We start from the raw sequence: 15,187 nt of genomic DNA, 5'->3' as shown, positions 1-15,187 counted from the left end.
ATCCGGGTAATATTCGGGAATCGTCTCCCAGGGGCATCCCCATGACCAACGCAACGCTTCACAGCTACACCACCTTCGACGGCCACCGGCGTATCGCCACTGGTTCGCTGCAAGCCAATGCGCTGGCGCTCAAGCGCGCGCTGGAAGCCGGCGCGGGCAGACCCGTGCTGGTTTTCGACGACGGCACCGGGCGCTCGATCGACCTGGATACGAGCGGGACCGAGGCCGCCGTACTTGAGCGGACGGCCGAGCGCGCCGCACAGCTCGAATCCGTGCGGCTGCCAGCCGGCGACAACGATGAAGCGGCGGACGTGGCCGAGCCCCGGGGCCGCGGGCGCCCGAAGCTTGGCGTGGTGTCGCGCGAGGTGACGCTGCTGCCGCGCCATTGGCAATGGCTGGCCGCCCAGCCAGGCGGGGCATCGGTGGCCCTGCGCAAGCTGGTCGAGCAGGCGCGCCGGGACCACGCGGACAAGGACCGCAGCCGCCGCGCCAGCGAACGGGCCTACCACTTCATGGTGGCGATGGCGGGGGATTTGCCCGGTTTCGAGGAAGCCACGCGGGCCTTGTTCGCGGGCGATGTGGCGGGCTTTGCGCAGCGGCTCGAGGCATGGCCGGTGGATATCCGCGAGCACGCGATGCGCCTTGCGGACAGCAACGCTTGAACGGCTCCGCGGGCCTGGTCAGATGCCGCCCAGCAGGTCATGCGCATCCACGATCGCATAGGCGATCTCGGGATGCTCTTCCATGCTGCGGCGGATGGCGGCTGGGATCGACTGGCGGATCTTGCGGCACAGGCCGGGCTGCTCCTGCACCTGGATGCTGATGCCGCGCACCGTGCGCACGCCGCGCGCGCTGGGGGTGATGGTCAGCACGATGCCCAGCTGGGTCTGCATCAGGCTTTCCATGCGCTGCAATTCAGCCAGGCTGGTCAGGCGCTCAAGCCGTTCGACCAGCCGCTTTTCTTCGGCCCGGGTGAGCCGCAGCACGCGCAGGTCGGCGTTGGGGTCACTCAGCAAGGCTTCGCGCCCGCAGATACAGGCGCCGGGCGGGCATTCCGTGCGAAGAGGGAACGGCGCGTTCATGTGGGGCGCGGCCACAAGGCCGCAAGATAGCGGGGACGATGACCGGATATGTTAATTCAGGTTGCCGGTCGCCGGTTGCCCGCTGCGGGCACGCCATCTTTCCCGCAGCACCTCAGGTCTGCGGCCGCGGCACCTGGCCTGGCCGCGCCCTGCCGTCCCACACCTGTTCGCCATTGTGCGCGGACATGGTTCCGTCCAGCTGCTCGATATGGGCCGACGCGAGGGTGAGCCGCCGGCCATGCGCGCGGCCCTGGCGGTGCGGCCGCTGTTGCCCGCGGTCGGCCTGGAAATCTGGGCGACCCATTCCAGCCTGCGCCGCTGCCATTGGCGGGGCGCCGCTTCCTGGCCTCGGTTGGCAAGGTGCTGCGCGACATCCGGCCGCCTGCCGCGTGCGCGCAGGGGTAGTCCGGCAGCAAATGCCGATCCGGTCTATGCTCGCGGCAGCGGCGTGGCCCGACGGCCCCCGACAACAGGAATTTCCAACCTAGGCCTGCACAGGAGACCCCATGGCACTCTCGATGTACGAAGTCTCGATTCCCTTGTTCATCCGCGCGCTCGGCAACCTCGCCGCGATCCTGGACAAGGGCGCGGCCCACGCCCAGGCGCAGGGCATGGACCCGGCTGACCTGATCCAGACCCGCCTGATCGCCGACATGGATGCGCTGTCGGCACAGGTGCAGCGCGCCAGCGACGCCTCCAAGGGCTGCGCCGCGCGGCTGGCAGGCATCGAGGTGCCTTCGTTCGCCGATACCGAAACCACCTTTGCCGAACTGCAGGACCGCATCGCCCGCACCATCGGGTTCCTGGAGCAGATCACGCCTGAACAGTTGGAAGGCAGCGAGCAGCGCGAGATCGAGCTGAAGCTGCGCCAGGGGCCGATGACATTCGACGGCAAGTCCTACCTGCTGGGCTTTGCCTTGCCCAACTTCTATTTCCACGTGACCACCGCCTATGACATCCTGCGCCACAAGGGCGTGCAGATCGGCAAGCGCGACTACCTGGGGCTGAAGTAAGAAGCCGAGCGGGGCCAGTAGGAAAAAGCCGGGCGCGGATCCCGGCTTTTTCATTGTCGAACAGCCGCTTGGGCGGCCGCCGGTCAGCGCGGTCAGCACCGGGGCGCCGATGGCGGCCCTTTGCAGCAAAACCGGGTGATCTGCAGAAGATATTTGCCGCGCGCCTGGCCGGCGGCCGGGACCGCATCCCGCCAGCCTCTAAGCGAAAACCCTGACCCCTCTGGTATACTTGCATTACGTCCGGACCGGCCGGACGCAGCCTGCGACAGGCCACAGGCGGTTCCTCCGGCAGTGCCCGGAGCCCTGCACGGAAAACCCGGTGCACACCGCCCGCGCTGCCAGCCATGGGGCGCCGATCCGGGAGCCCGAGCCCAGATCCGTGATACTTGTTATCCGGCCTTTGCCCAATACCTGTTGGAACCCCGGCCAGCCCAAGGGCGGCCGAATGCCCGTTAACGGTCGAAAAACGGTCCCAGAGAGACCCCCACGCATGACTTACGCCGTCAAGGAAATCTTCTATACGCTGCAGGGCGAAGGCGCCAACGCCGGCCGCGCCGCGGTGTTCTGCCGCTTTGCCGGCTGCAACCTGTGGAGCGGCCGCGAAGACGACCGCGCCAGCGCGGTGTGCCAGTTCTGCGATACGGATTTCGTCGGCACCGATGGCACGCGCGGCGGCAAGTACCGCACGGCCGAGGAGCTGGCCGCGGTGGTCGCGTCGGAATGGCCGCAGGGCGGCGGCGGCCAGCCGCTGGTGGTCTGTACCGGGGGCGAGCCGCTGCTGCAGCTCGACGCGCCGCTGATCGACGCGCTGCATGCGCAGGGCTTCGAGATCGCGATCGAAACCAACGGCACCATCGCCGTGCCGCCGGGCATCGACTGGGTCTGCGTCAGCCCCAAGATGGGCTCGGAACTGGTGGTCACGCGTGGTGACGAGCTCAAAGTCGTGATCCCGCAGGAGGGCCAGGACTTTGCCGCATACGAGCAGCTTGATTTCCGCCATTTCCTGGTGCAGGCCATGGATGGCCCGCTGGCGAGGGAAAATACCGCCGCCGCGGTGGCGTTCTGCCAGCGTCACCCGCGCTGGCGGCTGTCGCTGCAGACCCACAAGCTGCTGGGCATCCGCTGAGCGGCGCGGCATCCACGGTATCGACAGGTCGCCCAACGGGCGGCAAAACGTACACAATACAGGCTTCGGACGCGCGCGCAGTGTCCGTTCCAACGCAGGCGGCCGGCACCGGCGCCGGTACACATGAGCAAACAAGTTTCCATTACCCGCCGGCTGGAGTTCGACTCCGGCCACCGCATCCCGAACCACTGCGGCCAGTGCCGCAATATTCACGGCCACCGCTACCGGCTGGACCTGACGCTGTCGGGGGAGGTCCTGCACCGCGAGGGCGCGTCGGATGACGGCATGATCCTGGACTTCGGCGACATCAAGGCGCTCGCCAACGAGCACCTGGTCAACAAGTGGGACCATGCCTTCCTGATCTATCGTGGCGATACCGCGCTGCTGAACTTCCTGCAATCGATGGAAGGGCACAAGACCGTGGTGCTGGACGCGATCCCGACGGTCGAGAACCTGGCCCAGGTTGCCTTCGACATCCTGGCGCCGGTGTTCAAGGACTGCTTCGGCCACCACCTGCAGCTGACCAGGCTGGTGCTGTTCGAAACGCCCAACTGCTGGGCGGAAGTGAGCGCGCCCGCGGTGCTGCCGGCGCAGGACTGAGCGGGGACGATGCCAGAGACGCCACCGCTGCCGTTGCGCGCGCTGCGCGCCCTGCCTGAAGACCCGGCCGAGGCTGCCGAGCGTGATGCGCGCTACATGCGCGCCGCGCTGGAAGAAGCCCGCCTGGCCGAAGCCGCCGGCGAGGTGCCGGTGGGCGCGGTGGTGGTCTGGAACGACACCATCATCGCGCGCGGCCACAACCTGCCGATCCGCTCGGTGGACCCGTCCGCCCATGCCGAGATGCAGGCACTGCGCGCCGCCGCCCAGGTGATCGGCAACTACCGCATGCCTGAGTGCGAGCTGTACGTGACGCTGGAACCGTGCGTCATGTGCAGCGGCGCGATCCTGCACGCGCGGCTGCGCCACGTGGTGTTCGGTGCAGCCGACCCCAAGACCGGCGCCGCCGGCAGCGTGCTCAACCTGTTCGAGCAGGCGCAGCTCAACCACCAGACCACCATTGCCGGCGGGGTGCTGGCCGACACCTGCGGCCAGATGCTGAAGGATTTCTTCGGCGCGCGCCGCCGGGCGCAGAAAGCCGCGCAGAAGGCGGCACAGCAGGACGCCGCCGCGCCTGTCACCGATCCCGACAAGAACAACGACACCGAAGCATGAGTACGCCGAACAGCAGGCCGCCGCATACCGAAGTCCGACTGATCGCCTCGTCCGGGTATCCGCACGACGTCGCCATCGCCGCACGCGGCTGTGCCTGGCTCAAGCATCATGGCTACCACATGACCAACCCCGACGTGCTGGCGCGGCGCTACCTGCGCTTTGGCGGCACGGATGCGGAGCGGCTGGCCGACCTGCACGCCATCGGCACCGGCGCGCCGCACGAGCTGACGCTGGCGGTGCGCGGCGGCTATGGCATCGCGCGGCTGCTGGCGCAAGTCGACTTTGCCCGCATCGCCGCGCAGGCCAGCGCCAGCGGCACGCCCATCGTCGGCCACAGCGACTTCACCGCGTTCCAGCTGGCCTACCTGGCGGCGACGGGTGCCGTCACCTTTGCGGGGCCGATGCTGCTGGCGGATTTTGGTGCCGAGGTGGTGGATCCCTTCATGTGGGAGCATTTCGAAGGCATCCTGCGCAACCCGGCGTACAGCGTCGATGTCGCGGCGCCGCAGTCGGGCGGCCAACCGTTCTCAGGCAGCGTGGAAGGCACGCTCTGGGGCGGCAACCTGGCCATGCTGTGCAGCCTGCTGGGCACGCCTTTCATGCCGCAGGTGGAGGGCGGGGTGCTGTTCCTGGAAGACATCAACGAGCCGCCGTACCGGGTGGAGCGCATGCTGATCCAGCTGCAGCAGGCAGGCGTGCTGGGCGCGCAGCGCGCCATCGTGCTGGGCGATTTCTCCAATTACCGCGTCACCGACTACGACAACGGCTACGACATGGACGCAGTGGTGGCCTACCTGGGCGACCAACTGCCGGTGCCGGTGCTGACCGGGCTGCCGTTCGGCCACTGCGCGCGCAAGCTGACGCTGCCGGTCGGCGCCCAGGTGCGGCTGGCCGCACGTGCGGATGGCTTCAACATGGCGTTTTCCGGCTATCCGGTGCTGGCGCCACTGGCCTGACCGGCCGCAGCGTCCGATGCCGCGCATCCGGGTGCAAGGAATGCGTCCGGATGATAGAATGTGCGGTTATTTCCTGACTTCCTGCCGGGTTCTCGCATGAACCGGGCGCGGCCCGTGCCGCATCGCCAGCCATGGCCGCCGGATGACTCCGGGCCAGCGCGATGCATCTCCGGCAAGGCCCGTCCCTGAGCGGCATGGGGTGCGCCTCGTGCGCAAAACCGGCAAGCCGCGGCCAGCGCCGCGGCGCCACAATCTCCAGACAAGGTTCAAGACGTGCTTTCTACCGCAAACATCACCATGCAGTTCGGCCCCAAGCCGTTGTTCGAGAATATCTCGGTCAAATTCGGCGAGGGCAACCGCTACGGCCTGATCGGCGCGAACGGTTGCGGCAAGTCCACCTTCATGAAGATCCTGGGCGGCGACCTGGAACCGTCGTCGGGCAACGTCATGCTGGAGCCGGGCGTGCGCCTGGGCAAGCTGCGCCAGGACCAGTTCGCCTATGAAGACATGCGCGTGCTGGACGTGGTGATGATGGGCCACACCGAGATGTGGGCCGCCGCGCAGGAGCGCGACGCCATCTACGCCAACCCCGAAGCGACCGACGAAGACTACATGAAGGCCGCCGAGCTGGAGGCCAAGTACGCCGAATACGACGGCTACACCGCCGAGGCCCGCGCCGGCGAGCTGCTGCTGGGCGTGGGCATCCCCACCAGCCAGCACCAGGGCACGATGAGCGACGTCGCCCCTGGCTGGAAGCTGCGCGTGCTGCTGGCGCAGGCACTGTTCTCGAACCCGGACGTGCTGCTGCTGGACGAACCGACCAACAACCTGGACATCAACACGATCCGCTGGCTGGAGACCGTGCTCAACGAGCGCAACTCCACCATGATCATCATCTCCCACGATCGCCACTTCCTGAACTCGGTCTGCACCCACATGGCCGACATGGACTACGGCACGCTCAAGGTCTATCCGGGCAACTACGACGACTACATGGAAGCGTCGATGCAGGCCCGCGAGCGCCAGGTCGCCGCCAACGCGCGCGCCAAGGAGCGCATCAGCGAGCTGCAGGACTTCGTGCGCCGCTTCTCGGCCAACAAGTCCAAGGCCCGCCAAGCCACCTCGCGCGCCAAGCAGATCGAGAAAATCAAGGTCGACGACATCAAGCCGTCGTCGCGCCAGAACCCGTTCATCCGCTTCGAGTTCGAGAAGAAGCTGCACAACCTGGCCGTGGAAGTGGAGAACATCACCAAGACCTACGACCGCAAGATCATCGACGGCCTGTCGCTGGCGATCCAGGCCGGCGAGCGCGTGGCGATCATCGGCGAAAACGGCGCGGGCAAGACCACGCTGCTGCGCAGTCTGCTCAACGGCGCGGTGCAGACCGGCGTGCAGCGCGGCGTGGAAGTGGACCGCGGCACGGTCAAGTGGGCCGAGAACGCCAACGTCGGCTACATGCCGCAGGATACCTACGAGGAATTCCCGGACAATCGCGACGTGATGGACTGGATGAGCCAGTGGACGCAGGCCGGCGACGACGAGACCTCGCTGCGCGGCACGCTGGGCCGCCTGCTGTTCTCGGCCGACGACATCCGGAAGTCGGTCAAGGTGCTGTCCGGCGGCGAGAAGGGCCGCATGATCTGGGGCAAGTTGATGCTGGGCCGCCATAACGTGCTGGCCATGGACGAGCCGACCAACCACATGGACATGGAGTCGATCGAATCCCTGCAGATCGCGCTGGACAAGTTCACGGGCACGCTGATCTTCGTTTCGCACGACCGCGAGCTGATCAGCGGGCTGGCGACGCGCGTGATCGAAGTGCGCACCGACGGCACGCTGACGGACTACCTGGGTACGTATGACGAGTACCTGCAGTCGCAGGGTATCGACGGCTGAGCGTCGGGACGTTGACGATGAGAGAAGGCCGCCTCGGGGCGGCCTTTTTTCATTGCTGCGCCGCAATCTCAGCCGGCGGCGATGCGATCTGTGATCTGGTCGAGCTGGCTCGTGATGGCACGCGCGGTGATGTCGCCCTTGGCCTTGAGCAGCGCCGCATGCAGCGGTTCGCGCAGCGCCAGCAGGCCGGCCAGGTCGGTGGCCCTTTCGACCTTCACCTGCAGCATGTAGCCGCGCAGGCCCAGATGCTGGCCGATCACGTCGGTATAGAAGTAATACAGGCTCTCGAAGGCCGCGATGTCGGCGGGCGTGTGGGCCGCGGTATCGGCCGGTTGCGGCGTCTCCGGCTCCTCGGGGGCGGGTGCGTGCCGCATTGCATACACGGAGAACATATTGGTGTCGGCGGCAGGCGGGACCCGCGCCGGGGCCTGTGCCGCTGCCATCACAGCGGGCGGCCGTGCCGGCTCCGGGACGGCTTCGACCAGCCCTTGTGCCACCAGTGTGTCCATGGCCTCGGGGGCCACCCCCATGCCGGCCACCTGCGCCAGCAATTCCTGCCCGCGGCGCTCGCCGTTGACCATCAGCAGCAGCGCGCGCAGCTTGTGGTCAAGCTTGCGTGCACGCGTCCGGATCTCGTCCTGTCCCGCATCCGTCTTGCGGTAGATCGGATCGACCATGTCTCACCCCTTGTTATGTCCGGCCGCCTTTGGCTAGAGTCCCTGTCAGGTGGTGCGGCCGATTATCGCCACCTTCTTGCCCGGAGCGGTAGGCGCGGCTTTCCGCGGCGCAAAAACATAGTCCCGAATCCGCTCTACAATGTGCGTGCACCATAAAAGTAACAAAAAAATTGCAATCGCCAATTCACCAAACCGAGAACTGTGGCCATGCAACAACGAGACAAACTCTTTATTAACGGCAAGTGGGTCGCTCCCCACGGCAACGGCACGATCGACGTCATCCATTCCGCCACCGAGGCGGTGATGGGCACCATCCCCGAAGGCTCGGCGCGCGACGCCGAGGATGCCATCCAGGCGGCCCGCGCGGCCTTCGACAGCTGGTCGGCCACGCCGCCGGCGGTGCGTGCCGGCTATATCGCCAAGATCGCCGAAGGCCTGAAGGCGCGCAGCGAAGAGCTGGCCCAGCTGATCGCCGGCGAAGTCGGCATGCCGATCAAGCTGGCGCGCGCGATCCAGGTGGGCGGGCCGGTCTACAACTGGGGCCAGGCCGCCAAGCTGCTGGACGGTTTCCGCTTCGAGGAAGAGGTCGGCAACTCCCTGGTGGTGCGCGAGCCCGTGGGCGTGGTGGGTGCCATCACCCCGTGGAACTACCCGCTCAACCAGATCACGCTGAAAGTGGCGCCGGCCCTGGCCGCCGGCTGCACCGTGGTGCTCAAGCCCTCCGAGGTGGCGCCGCTCAATGCCTTCGTGCTGGCCGAGGTGATCGAGGCCGCCGGCCTGCCGCCGGGCGTGTTCAACCTCGTGACCGGCTATGGCCCGGTGGTGGGCGAGGTGCTGGCCAGCCATCCGGAAGTCGACATGGTGTCGTTCACGGGTTCGACCCGAGCCGGCAAGCGCGTGTCGGAACTGGCCTCGCAGACCGTCAAGCGCGTGGCGCTGGAGCTGGGCGGCAAGTCCGCTTCGGTGATCCTGGACGACGCCGACCTGCCGTCGGCGGTAAAGGGCACCATCAATGCCTGCTTCCTGAATTCCGGCCAGACCTGTTCGGCGCATACCCGCATGCTGGTGCCGCGGGCCCGTTACGATGAAGTGAAGGCGATCGCGCAGAAGGTGGTCGAGGGCTTTACCGTGGGCGATCCGCTGCAAGAAACCAGCAAGCTGGGACCGCTGATCTCCGCGGTGCAGAAGGACCGCGTGACCGGCTATATCCGCCGGGGCCTGGACGAGGGTGCCGAGCTGGTGGCTGGCGGTCCCGATACCCCGGAAGGGCTGGACAAGGGCTTCTTCGTCAAACCGACCGTGCTCGGCAACGTGGAGCCGCGCGCCACCGTGGCGCAGGAAGAGATCTTCGGGCCGGTGCTGTCGATCATCTGCTATGACACCGAGGAAGACGCGGTGCGCATCGCCAATGACAGCATCTATGGCCTGGGCGGCGGGGTCTGGTCCGGTGACGAGGCACGCGCGATCCGCGTGGCGCGCCGCATCCGCACCGGCCAGGTCGATATCAACGGCGGCCCGTTCAATATGCAGGCGCCGTTTGGCGGCTACAAGCAGTCCGGCAACGGACGAGAAGCGGGCAAGTACGGCCTGGAGGAATTCCTGGAGTACAAGTCGCTGCAGCTGAAGAAGCCGGCGGCCTGATGCGGCGCTGAGCGGCGCTGATGCAATATGGGAAATGCCCGGCTGGCCCGGGCATTTTTTCGTGCGGATAATGTGCGGAAAACACGCACAACATAACGAAAGTCATTGGGGGAGCAACGATGCGCTGGTTTGGTCGGCTGACCAGGTTTGTAGCGGGGCTGCTGGTGCTGGCGGTGGCCGGCGCTGCCGCGGCCCTGGTCTGGTATCGCCATGCGGCGCAGCCGCCTGCTTCCGGCCAGGAAGCGCTGGCGGGTTTGCGCGGCCAGGTCACGGTCGTGCGCGACGGCCATGGCGTGCCGCATATCCGCGCCGCCAGCAAGGCGGACGCCTGGTTCGCGCTGGGCTACGTCCATGCACAGGACCGGCTGTGGCAGATGCAGATGAACAAGCGCGTCGTTGCAGGTCGGCTTGCGGAGATCCTGGGACCGTCCGCGCTCGATACCGACAAGTTCCTGCGCACGCTGGGCGTGCGGCGTAATGCCGAGGCCATCCTGGCGCAGGCCTCGCCCGAGACCCGTGCCGCGCTGCAGGCCTATGCCGACGGCGTCAATGCCTGGATCGACCATCGCAAAGGCCCGTTGCCACCTGAATTCCTGCTGTTGCGCGCGCAGCCCGAGCGCTGGGAGCCGGCCGACACGCTGGGCTGGCAGACCATGATGGCCTGGGACCTGGGCGGCAACTGGACCCAGGAAACCCTGCGCATGCGGCTGGCGCAAGTGCTGCCTGTGGCCCGCATCAGCGAGTTGCTGGCGCCGTATCCGGGCGAGCAGCCGGTGCGCACCATGGATTACGGCCATCTGTACCGGCAACTGGCGCCGCTGGCGAGTGCCATGGCCAGCGTCGGCGACAAGGCGCCGCCGGGATATGTCGAGGGCATGGGCTCGAACAACTGGGTGGTGTCGGGCGCGCATACGCAATCGGGCAAGCCGATGCTGGCCAATGACCCGCACCTCGGGCTGCAGGCGCCCGCGCTGTGGTATTTCGCCAGGATGACAGCGCCCGGCCTGGACGTGGCCGGCGCCACGCTGCCCGGCATGCCGCTGGTGGTACTGGGGCACAACGACCGCATCGCCTGGGGCCTGACCAATACCGCGCCCGACGTGCAGGACCTGTATATCGAACGGCTGCGCCCCGGCAACGACACCCAGTACCAGACCCCGGACGGCTGGGCCGCATTCGAGACCCGCACCGAGACCATCCGCGTCAAGGGCGCCCCGGACGTGGTGCTGAAGGTCCGCGCCACGCGCCACGGCCCGGTGATTTCCGATTTGTCCGAGCCGCTTTCGGCTGCCGCGGGACCGCTTGGCGCACAGTATGTGGTGGCCTTCCAGTGGACCGCGCTGCGCCCGGACGACCGCACCTTCCAGGCGGGGCTGCGCATGAACGAGGCGCGCGACTGGGCCGGCTTCACCGCGGCGCTGCGCGACTTCCATTCGCCGCAGCAGAACATTGTCTATGCCGATGTCGACGGCAATATCGGCTTCTATGCGCCCGGACGCGTGCCGCTGCGCCGGGCCGACAACGACCTCAAGGGGCTGGCGCCGGCGCCCGGCTGGGATGCGCGCTACGACTGGACCGGCTTTATCCCGTTCGAGGCATTGCCGCACCGCTACAACCCGGCCGACGGCGTGATCGTGACGGCCAACCAGCGCATCGTCGCACCGGACTACCCGTACTTCATCACCAGCGAATGGACCGTGCCGTATCGCTTTGACCGGATCAAGGCGCTGCTGGCGGCCACGCCCAGGCACAGCTTCGACAGCTTTGCGGCAATCCAGAAAGACGTGGTCTCGCTGGCCGTGCGTGATGCCTTGCCGCTGCTGCTGGCCGCGCCCGTCAGCCGCGATGCGGGGCGGCCCGAGCGCGAACGCGCCTTGCTGGGAGCGCTGCGCAAGTGGGACGGAAACATGGACCCGGCGCGCGCCGAGCCGCTGGTGGTCACCGCGTGGCTGCGCGAGCTGTCGCGGCGGCTGTTCGAGGAGAAGGCGGGCGAGGCGATCTTTGTCCGCCTGTGGGACCAGCGTAACGTGCAGCAGCCCATGCTCAACATCCTGCGCGATCCGCGCACGCTGGGCGCGTTCTGGTGCGACCGGCAGCATACGCGCGCGGCCGAGACCTGCGACGACGCCATCGCAGACGCCTGGACCCGGGCCATGGCGGACCTGTCGCGCCGCTACGGCGACGACGCCGCCCGCTGGCGCTGGGGCGAGGCGCACACGGCCCGCTCCGAGCACAAGCCCTTCGGCAAGGTGGCGTACCTGTCGCCGCTGTTCAACCTGCGCGTGCCGACCGGCGGCGATACCTATACGGTCAATGTCGGTCGGCACAACCTGCGCGACGACAAGGCGCCGTTCGAGAACACCCACGCGGCCAGCGTGCGTGCGCTCTATGACCTGGCGGACCTGGAGGCGTCGCGGTTCATGGACTCCACCGGGCAGTCAGGCAACGCGCTGTTGCCGCGCTACCGCGACTGGTCCGGCAAATGGGCCGCGGTCGAGTACGTGACGATCCCGCGCGTGCCATCGCTGCCGCAGCAGGATGCGCCAGATGCGCTGATCCTGGTGCCGGTTGCGACAAAATAGCGCAGGTTACGACATGCCGTGCTGAGAATGCTCGCAAATAGGCGAGATCCTGCCATGGTCTTCGCGGGGCGCAGCAATTGACGCTACCATGGGGACCCCTTTCGACCGGCAGGAGTCCCCGATGGCAACGCGTACCACCCATGTGATCCAGCACGTCGCATTCGAGCATGCGGGCGTGATCGGCAATGCCTTGCGCGCGCGCGGGCACGCGTTGCAGGTGTTCCAGGCCGGTGTCGATGACCTGGCACCCATCGCGGACAATCCGGCCGACCTGCTGCTGATCCTGGGCGGCCCCATCGGTGTCTATGAAACCGATGCCTATCCCTGGCTGGAGGCCGAGATCGCCCTGATCCGCCAACGCCTGGCGGCTGGCGGCAAGATGATCGGGGTTTGCCTGGGCGCGCAGCTGATCGCGCGTGCTGCCGGCGCGCGCGTCTACGCGGGCACGCGCGAGATCGGCTGGGCGCCGATTGCGCCTACGCCAGCGGGGCAGGATTCCGCGCTGGCAGAACTGGCCGCCGCCCACTGGGAGGTGCTGCACTGGCATGGCGATACCTTCGACCTTCCGCCCGGCGCGCAACTGCTGGCATCCACCGCCGCGGTACAGAACCAGGCCTATGCCATCGGCAACCAGGTGCTGGCAATGCAATTCCACCCCGAGGTCATGCCGCGCGATATCGAGGCCTGGCTGATCGGCCATACCGTCGAGCTGGCCAAGGCCGGCATCGATCCGCGCACCATCCGCGCGCGTACTGCGGAAGTCGGTGCCACGGTGGCGGCCGCGGGCGAGCGCATGTTCGCGCGCTGGCTGGAGGAAGCCGGGCTATGAGCCAGCCGGCATCGTCCGTGCGCGCGGTGATCAGCGCCGTATTGACGGGGCAGGCGCGCCCGTTTGGACCCAACGGCGTGCCCAGCGGCATCGCCAAGACCGCGGCTGGCGAGCGGATTCGCGTGACCGCGCTTGGGCTCGAAGGCGACGGGCAGGGCGATCCGCGCCATCACGGTGGTCCGGAAAAGGCGTTGCACCACTACGCCTTCGATCATTACCCGGCGTGGCGCGAGGAACTGGCTGCGCAGGGCGCGCAAGGCAACGGTGTGCTCGACGTTGCGGGCGCCTTCGGCGAAAACCTGAGCACCACCGGGCTGACCGAGGCCGCCGTCTGCATCGGCGACCGCTTCCGTCTGGGCACGGCGCTGGTGGAGGTATCGCAGGCACGCCAGCCGTGCTGGAAGCTCAATCATCGATTCGGCTATGCAGGCATGTCGCGCGCCGTGCAGCAAAGCCTGCGCACCGGCTGGTACTACCGTGTACTGGAGACTGGCGACGTGGCGGCGGGCGATGCGCTGGAACTGGTGGCGCGCCCCTGTCCGCGATGGTCGCTGCAGCGCCTGCTGCAGGTGCTGTATGTCGACCGGCTGGACTATGCCGCGCTCGCGGAAATGTCAGAGCTGGCACCGCTGGCCGGGAACTGGCGCAAGCTTGCGCGGCAGCGCGTGGAACGCCGCGAAATCGAAGATATGGAGCGGCGGCTGGCGGGCGGCTGAGCGCCGCCGCCTCAGCCCTGGCGGAACCGCTTCCCTGTACCTTCGCGCGTAATGCGCTCCCAGACCACCTGCTTTTCCTCTTCGCTGAAGAACACCCAGTTGCTGACCTCGGCCGCGGTGCGGCCGCAGCCCTGGCAGATCTCGTCGAACAGTGTCGAGCAAATGCCGATGCAGGGGCTGTCCGGGCGCTCGGACAGCGTGGAATCCGTGGTGCCGTGGTCCGGTTCGAGGCGGAGCGGGGCGGATTCTGAGGGCGACGGCATGATGGCTGGAGGGATTGGGGTGAAACGGCCAGCCATTATATCGGGTACGAATGACAGGCAGTCGGAATGCCGGGCTGGGCCGGCGAGGATTACGTCTGACGTAATTGAGCAGCGTAGGCCATGCCCTTACGCTGCTGGCAGGACGTAAGCCGTTCACAGGAGCCCAGCATGTCCCAAGCCCTTGCCACCTTGCCCCGCCAACACGATCGCCACGCCGCAGTCGACCCCCGCATGCGCATTATGGTCGACAACGTCCTGATCGGCTCCCCGGTGGCGCGCGCCCTAGGCGTGCGGCTGGCCAGCCTGGCGCCCGATCATGTCGAGCTGGCGATGCCATTCCTGCCGACCAACGTGACCCACGGCAGCATCGTCCATGGCGGCGTCATTGCCACGCTGATCGATATTGCCGGCGCCGCGGCGGCAGCTTCTGGCGCCAGTGCCGACAATGTGAAGGGTGGGGCGACCAGTTCGCTTTCTATCCAGTACCTGGCCCCGGCACAGGGTGCGGCGCTGCGCGCGGTGGCGATGGTGGTGCGGCGTGGGCGCCGGCAGGTGGTCACCGACGTGTCGGTCTATGCAGAAGCGCCGGACGAGGGCGTACTGGTGGCCAAGGCTTTGATGAGCAGTGCCATGTTCTGAATCCGGAGCGGACGCATCGCGCGTCCGTTTTCTCAAATCTATAAAACGCAATTAACCGCCGTATTTTTACCTTCACACCCAAACGCGCCAGTACACTGGCGCGAACTGCTTCCAATGCAAAGGGCGCAGCCTCGTGGAGGAAAGCGATGCAGCATGGGCCTGAAACTGCGCAGCAGGGCGGGATGTCAGCGTCCCCGGCGCCTGCCGCATCCCAGACGCTCCCGGCAAGCCCAGCGCCTTCGGGGTCGCGTATCGCTGTCTACGGTGCGATTGCCGCCAACGTGGCGATCGCTGCGACCAAGTTTGTCGTCGCCGCCGTGACCGGCAGCTCGGCCATGCTGTCCGAGGCCATCCATTCCACCGTCGACACCGGCAATGAGCTGTTGCTGCTGGAACGGGAGGAAGAGGGAAAGGAAGGGGAGACGGCCGGGAAATTGCTGCCGGCCGATGCAGCCGCCGGTTTGCTCCCCTCTCCCGCGTGTATAGACCGGGGACATAGGTAACACCTGTTCGGGGACATGGGTAACACAACTAGACTGGCTGGCAGTGTCTTTT

Annotated in this window: 16 protein-coding genes and 1 pseudogene; 13 read left to right on the top strand and 4 right to left on the bottom strand. The window is 67.2% G+C overall.

Annotated features, from left to right (window positions below; all coding sequences use genetic code 11):
* The first annotated feature begins 41 nt into the window (after positions 1–41).
* On the top strand, positions 42–662 hold the full coding sequence (locus tag AC3WLE_RS29730) for a DUF2239 family protein (protein WP_492317775.1): 621 nt from the start codon (positions 42–44) through the stop codon (positions 660–662).
* 18 nt (positions 663–680) lie between these two features.
* Here the strand turns inward: AC3WLE_RS29730 and AC3WLE_RS29725 are convergent, their stop codons facing one another.
* On the bottom strand, positions 681–1,082 hold the full coding sequence (locus tag AC3WLE_RS29725; protein ID WP_010809543.1) for a hypothetical protein: 402 nt from the start codon (positions 1,080–1,082) through the stop codon (positions 681–683).
* A 112-nt stretch (positions 1,083–1,194) separates the two neighbouring features.
* Positions 1,195–1,386: a hypothetical protein gene (locus AC3WLE_RS29720; protein ID WP_492351097.1), complete on the bottom strand. Its 192-nt coding sequence runs from the start codon at positions 1,384–1,386 to the stop codon at positions 1,195–1,197.
* A gap of 202 nt (positions 1,387–1,588) precedes the next feature.
* Here AC3WLE_RS29720 and AC3WLE_RS29715 point away from each other — a divergent pair, with 202 nt between their 5' ends.
* The 6 genes from AC3WLE_RS29715 (at position 1,589) to AC3WLE_RS29690 (ending at position 7,285) form a co-directional block, all read left to right on the top strand.
* Complete coding sequence (locus tag AC3WLE_RS29715) at positions 1,589–2,095, top strand: DUF1993 domain-containing protein (RefSeq protein WP_492317774.1); 507 nt, start codon at positions 1,589–1,591, stop codon at positions 2,093–2,095.
* A gap of 490 nt (positions 2,096–2,585) precedes the next feature.
* Positions 2,586–3,221, top strand: a complete 636-nt coding sequence (queE, locus tag AC3WLE_RS29710) for a 7-carboxy-7-deazaguanine synthase (RefSeq protein WP_492317773.1) — start codon at positions 2,586–2,588, stop codon at positions 3,219–3,221.
* Between the two features lie 123 nt (positions 3,222–3,344).
* On the top strand, positions 3,345–3,821 hold the full coding sequence (locus AC3WLE_RS29705) for a 6-pyruvoyl trahydropterin synthase family protein (protein WP_010809539.1): 477 nt from the start codon (positions 3,345–3,347) through the stop codon (positions 3,819–3,821).
* A 9-nt stretch (positions 3,822–3,830) separates the two neighbouring features.
* Entirely contained in the window at positions 3,831–4,433 is a 603-nt protein-coding gene (tadA, locus tag AC3WLE_RS29700; RefSeq protein WP_010809538.1) for a tRNA adenosine(34) deaminase TadA, read from the top strand.
* A complete protein-coding gene (gene ldcA / locus AC3WLE_RS29695) occupies positions 4,430–5,389 on the top strand; it encodes a muramoyltetrapeptide carboxypeptidase (protein WP_492317772.1) in 960 nt (319 codons plus the stop codon). The genes tadA and ldcA overlap by 4 nt, the downstream gene beginning before the upstream one ends.
* 273 nt (positions 5,390–5,662) lie before the next feature.
* A complete protein-coding gene (locus AC3WLE_RS29690) occupies positions 5,663–7,285 on the top strand; it encodes an ABC-F family ATPase (protein WP_010809536.1) in 1,623 nt (540 codons plus the stop codon).
* A gap of 68 nt (positions 7,286–7,353) precedes the next feature.
* Here the strand turns inward: AC3WLE_RS29690 and AC3WLE_RS29685 are convergent, their stop codons facing one another.
* The gene (locus tag AC3WLE_RS29685; RefSeq protein ID WP_492357402.1) at positions 7,354–7,962 is read right to left on the bottom strand and encodes a hypothetical protein; all 609 of its coding nucleotides are present in this window, start codon (positions 7,960–7,962) and stop codon (positions 7,354–7,356) included.
* Positions 7,963–8,169: 207 nt separating this feature from the next.
* Between AC3WLE_RS29685 and AC3WLE_RS29680 the strand changes: the two genes are divergently transcribed.
* From AC3WLE_RS29680 to AC3WLE_RS29665, 4 genes are all read left to right on the top strand, one after another.
* Positions 8,170–9,603 (top strand): aldehyde dehydrogenase family protein, encoded by a 1,434-nt coding sequence (locus AC3WLE_RS29680; RefSeq protein WP_492317770.1) that lies wholly within the window; start codon positions 8,170–8,172, stop codon positions 9,601–9,603.
* A 119-nt stretch (positions 9,604–9,722) separates the two neighbouring features.
* Positions 9,723–12,185 (top strand): penicillin acylase family protein, encoded by a 2,463-nt coding sequence (locus AC3WLE_RS29675; protein ID WP_492317769.1) that lies wholly within the window; start codon positions 9,723–9,725, stop codon positions 12,183–12,185.
* A 121-nt stretch (positions 12,186–12,306) separates the two neighbouring features.
* Entirely contained in the window at positions 12,307–13,014 is a 708-nt protein-coding gene (locus AC3WLE_RS29670) for a glutamine amidotransferase (protein ID WP_492357401.1), read from the top strand.
* Positions 13,011–13,730, top strand: a complete 720-nt coding sequence (locus AC3WLE_RS29665) for an MOSC domain-containing protein (RefSeq protein WP_492317767.1) — start codon at positions 13,011–13,013, stop codon at positions 13,728–13,730. Before AC3WLE_RS29670 ends, AC3WLE_RS29665 begins: the two co-directional genes overlap by 4 nt.
* Before the next feature lie 11 nt (positions 13,731–13,741).
* Here AC3WLE_RS29665 and AC3WLE_RS29660 read toward each other — a convergent pair whose 3' ends face one another.
* Positions 13,742–13,993, bottom strand: a complete 252-nt coding sequence (locus tag AC3WLE_RS29660) for a DUF1289 domain-containing protein (RefSeq protein WP_492317766.1) — start codon at positions 13,991–13,993, stop codon at positions 13,742–13,744.
* A gap of 168 nt (positions 13,994–14,161) precedes the next feature.
* Between AC3WLE_RS29660 and AC3WLE_RS29655 the strand changes: the two genes are divergently transcribed.
* Positions 14,162–14,632 carry a PaaI family thioesterase gene (locus AC3WLE_RS29655; RefSeq protein WP_492317765.1) on the top strand — a complete coding sequence of 157 codons (471 nt, stop codon included), beginning with the start codon at positions 14,162–14,164 and terminating at the stop codon, positions 14,630–14,632.
* A gap of 182 nt (positions 14,633–14,814) precedes the next feature.
* Positions 14,815–15,024 (top strand): annotated as a pseudogene (locus AC3WLE_RS29650) (cation efflux transmembrane domain-containing protein); the annotation flags it as partial.
* Between the last annotated feature and the right edge of the window lie 163 nt (positions 15,025–15,187).

The sequence above is a fragment of the Cupriavidus sp. FW306-1B-F12B genome (genome assembly GCF_058781795.1).
This window is presented reverse-complemented; position numbering and strand designations above follow the sequence as displayed.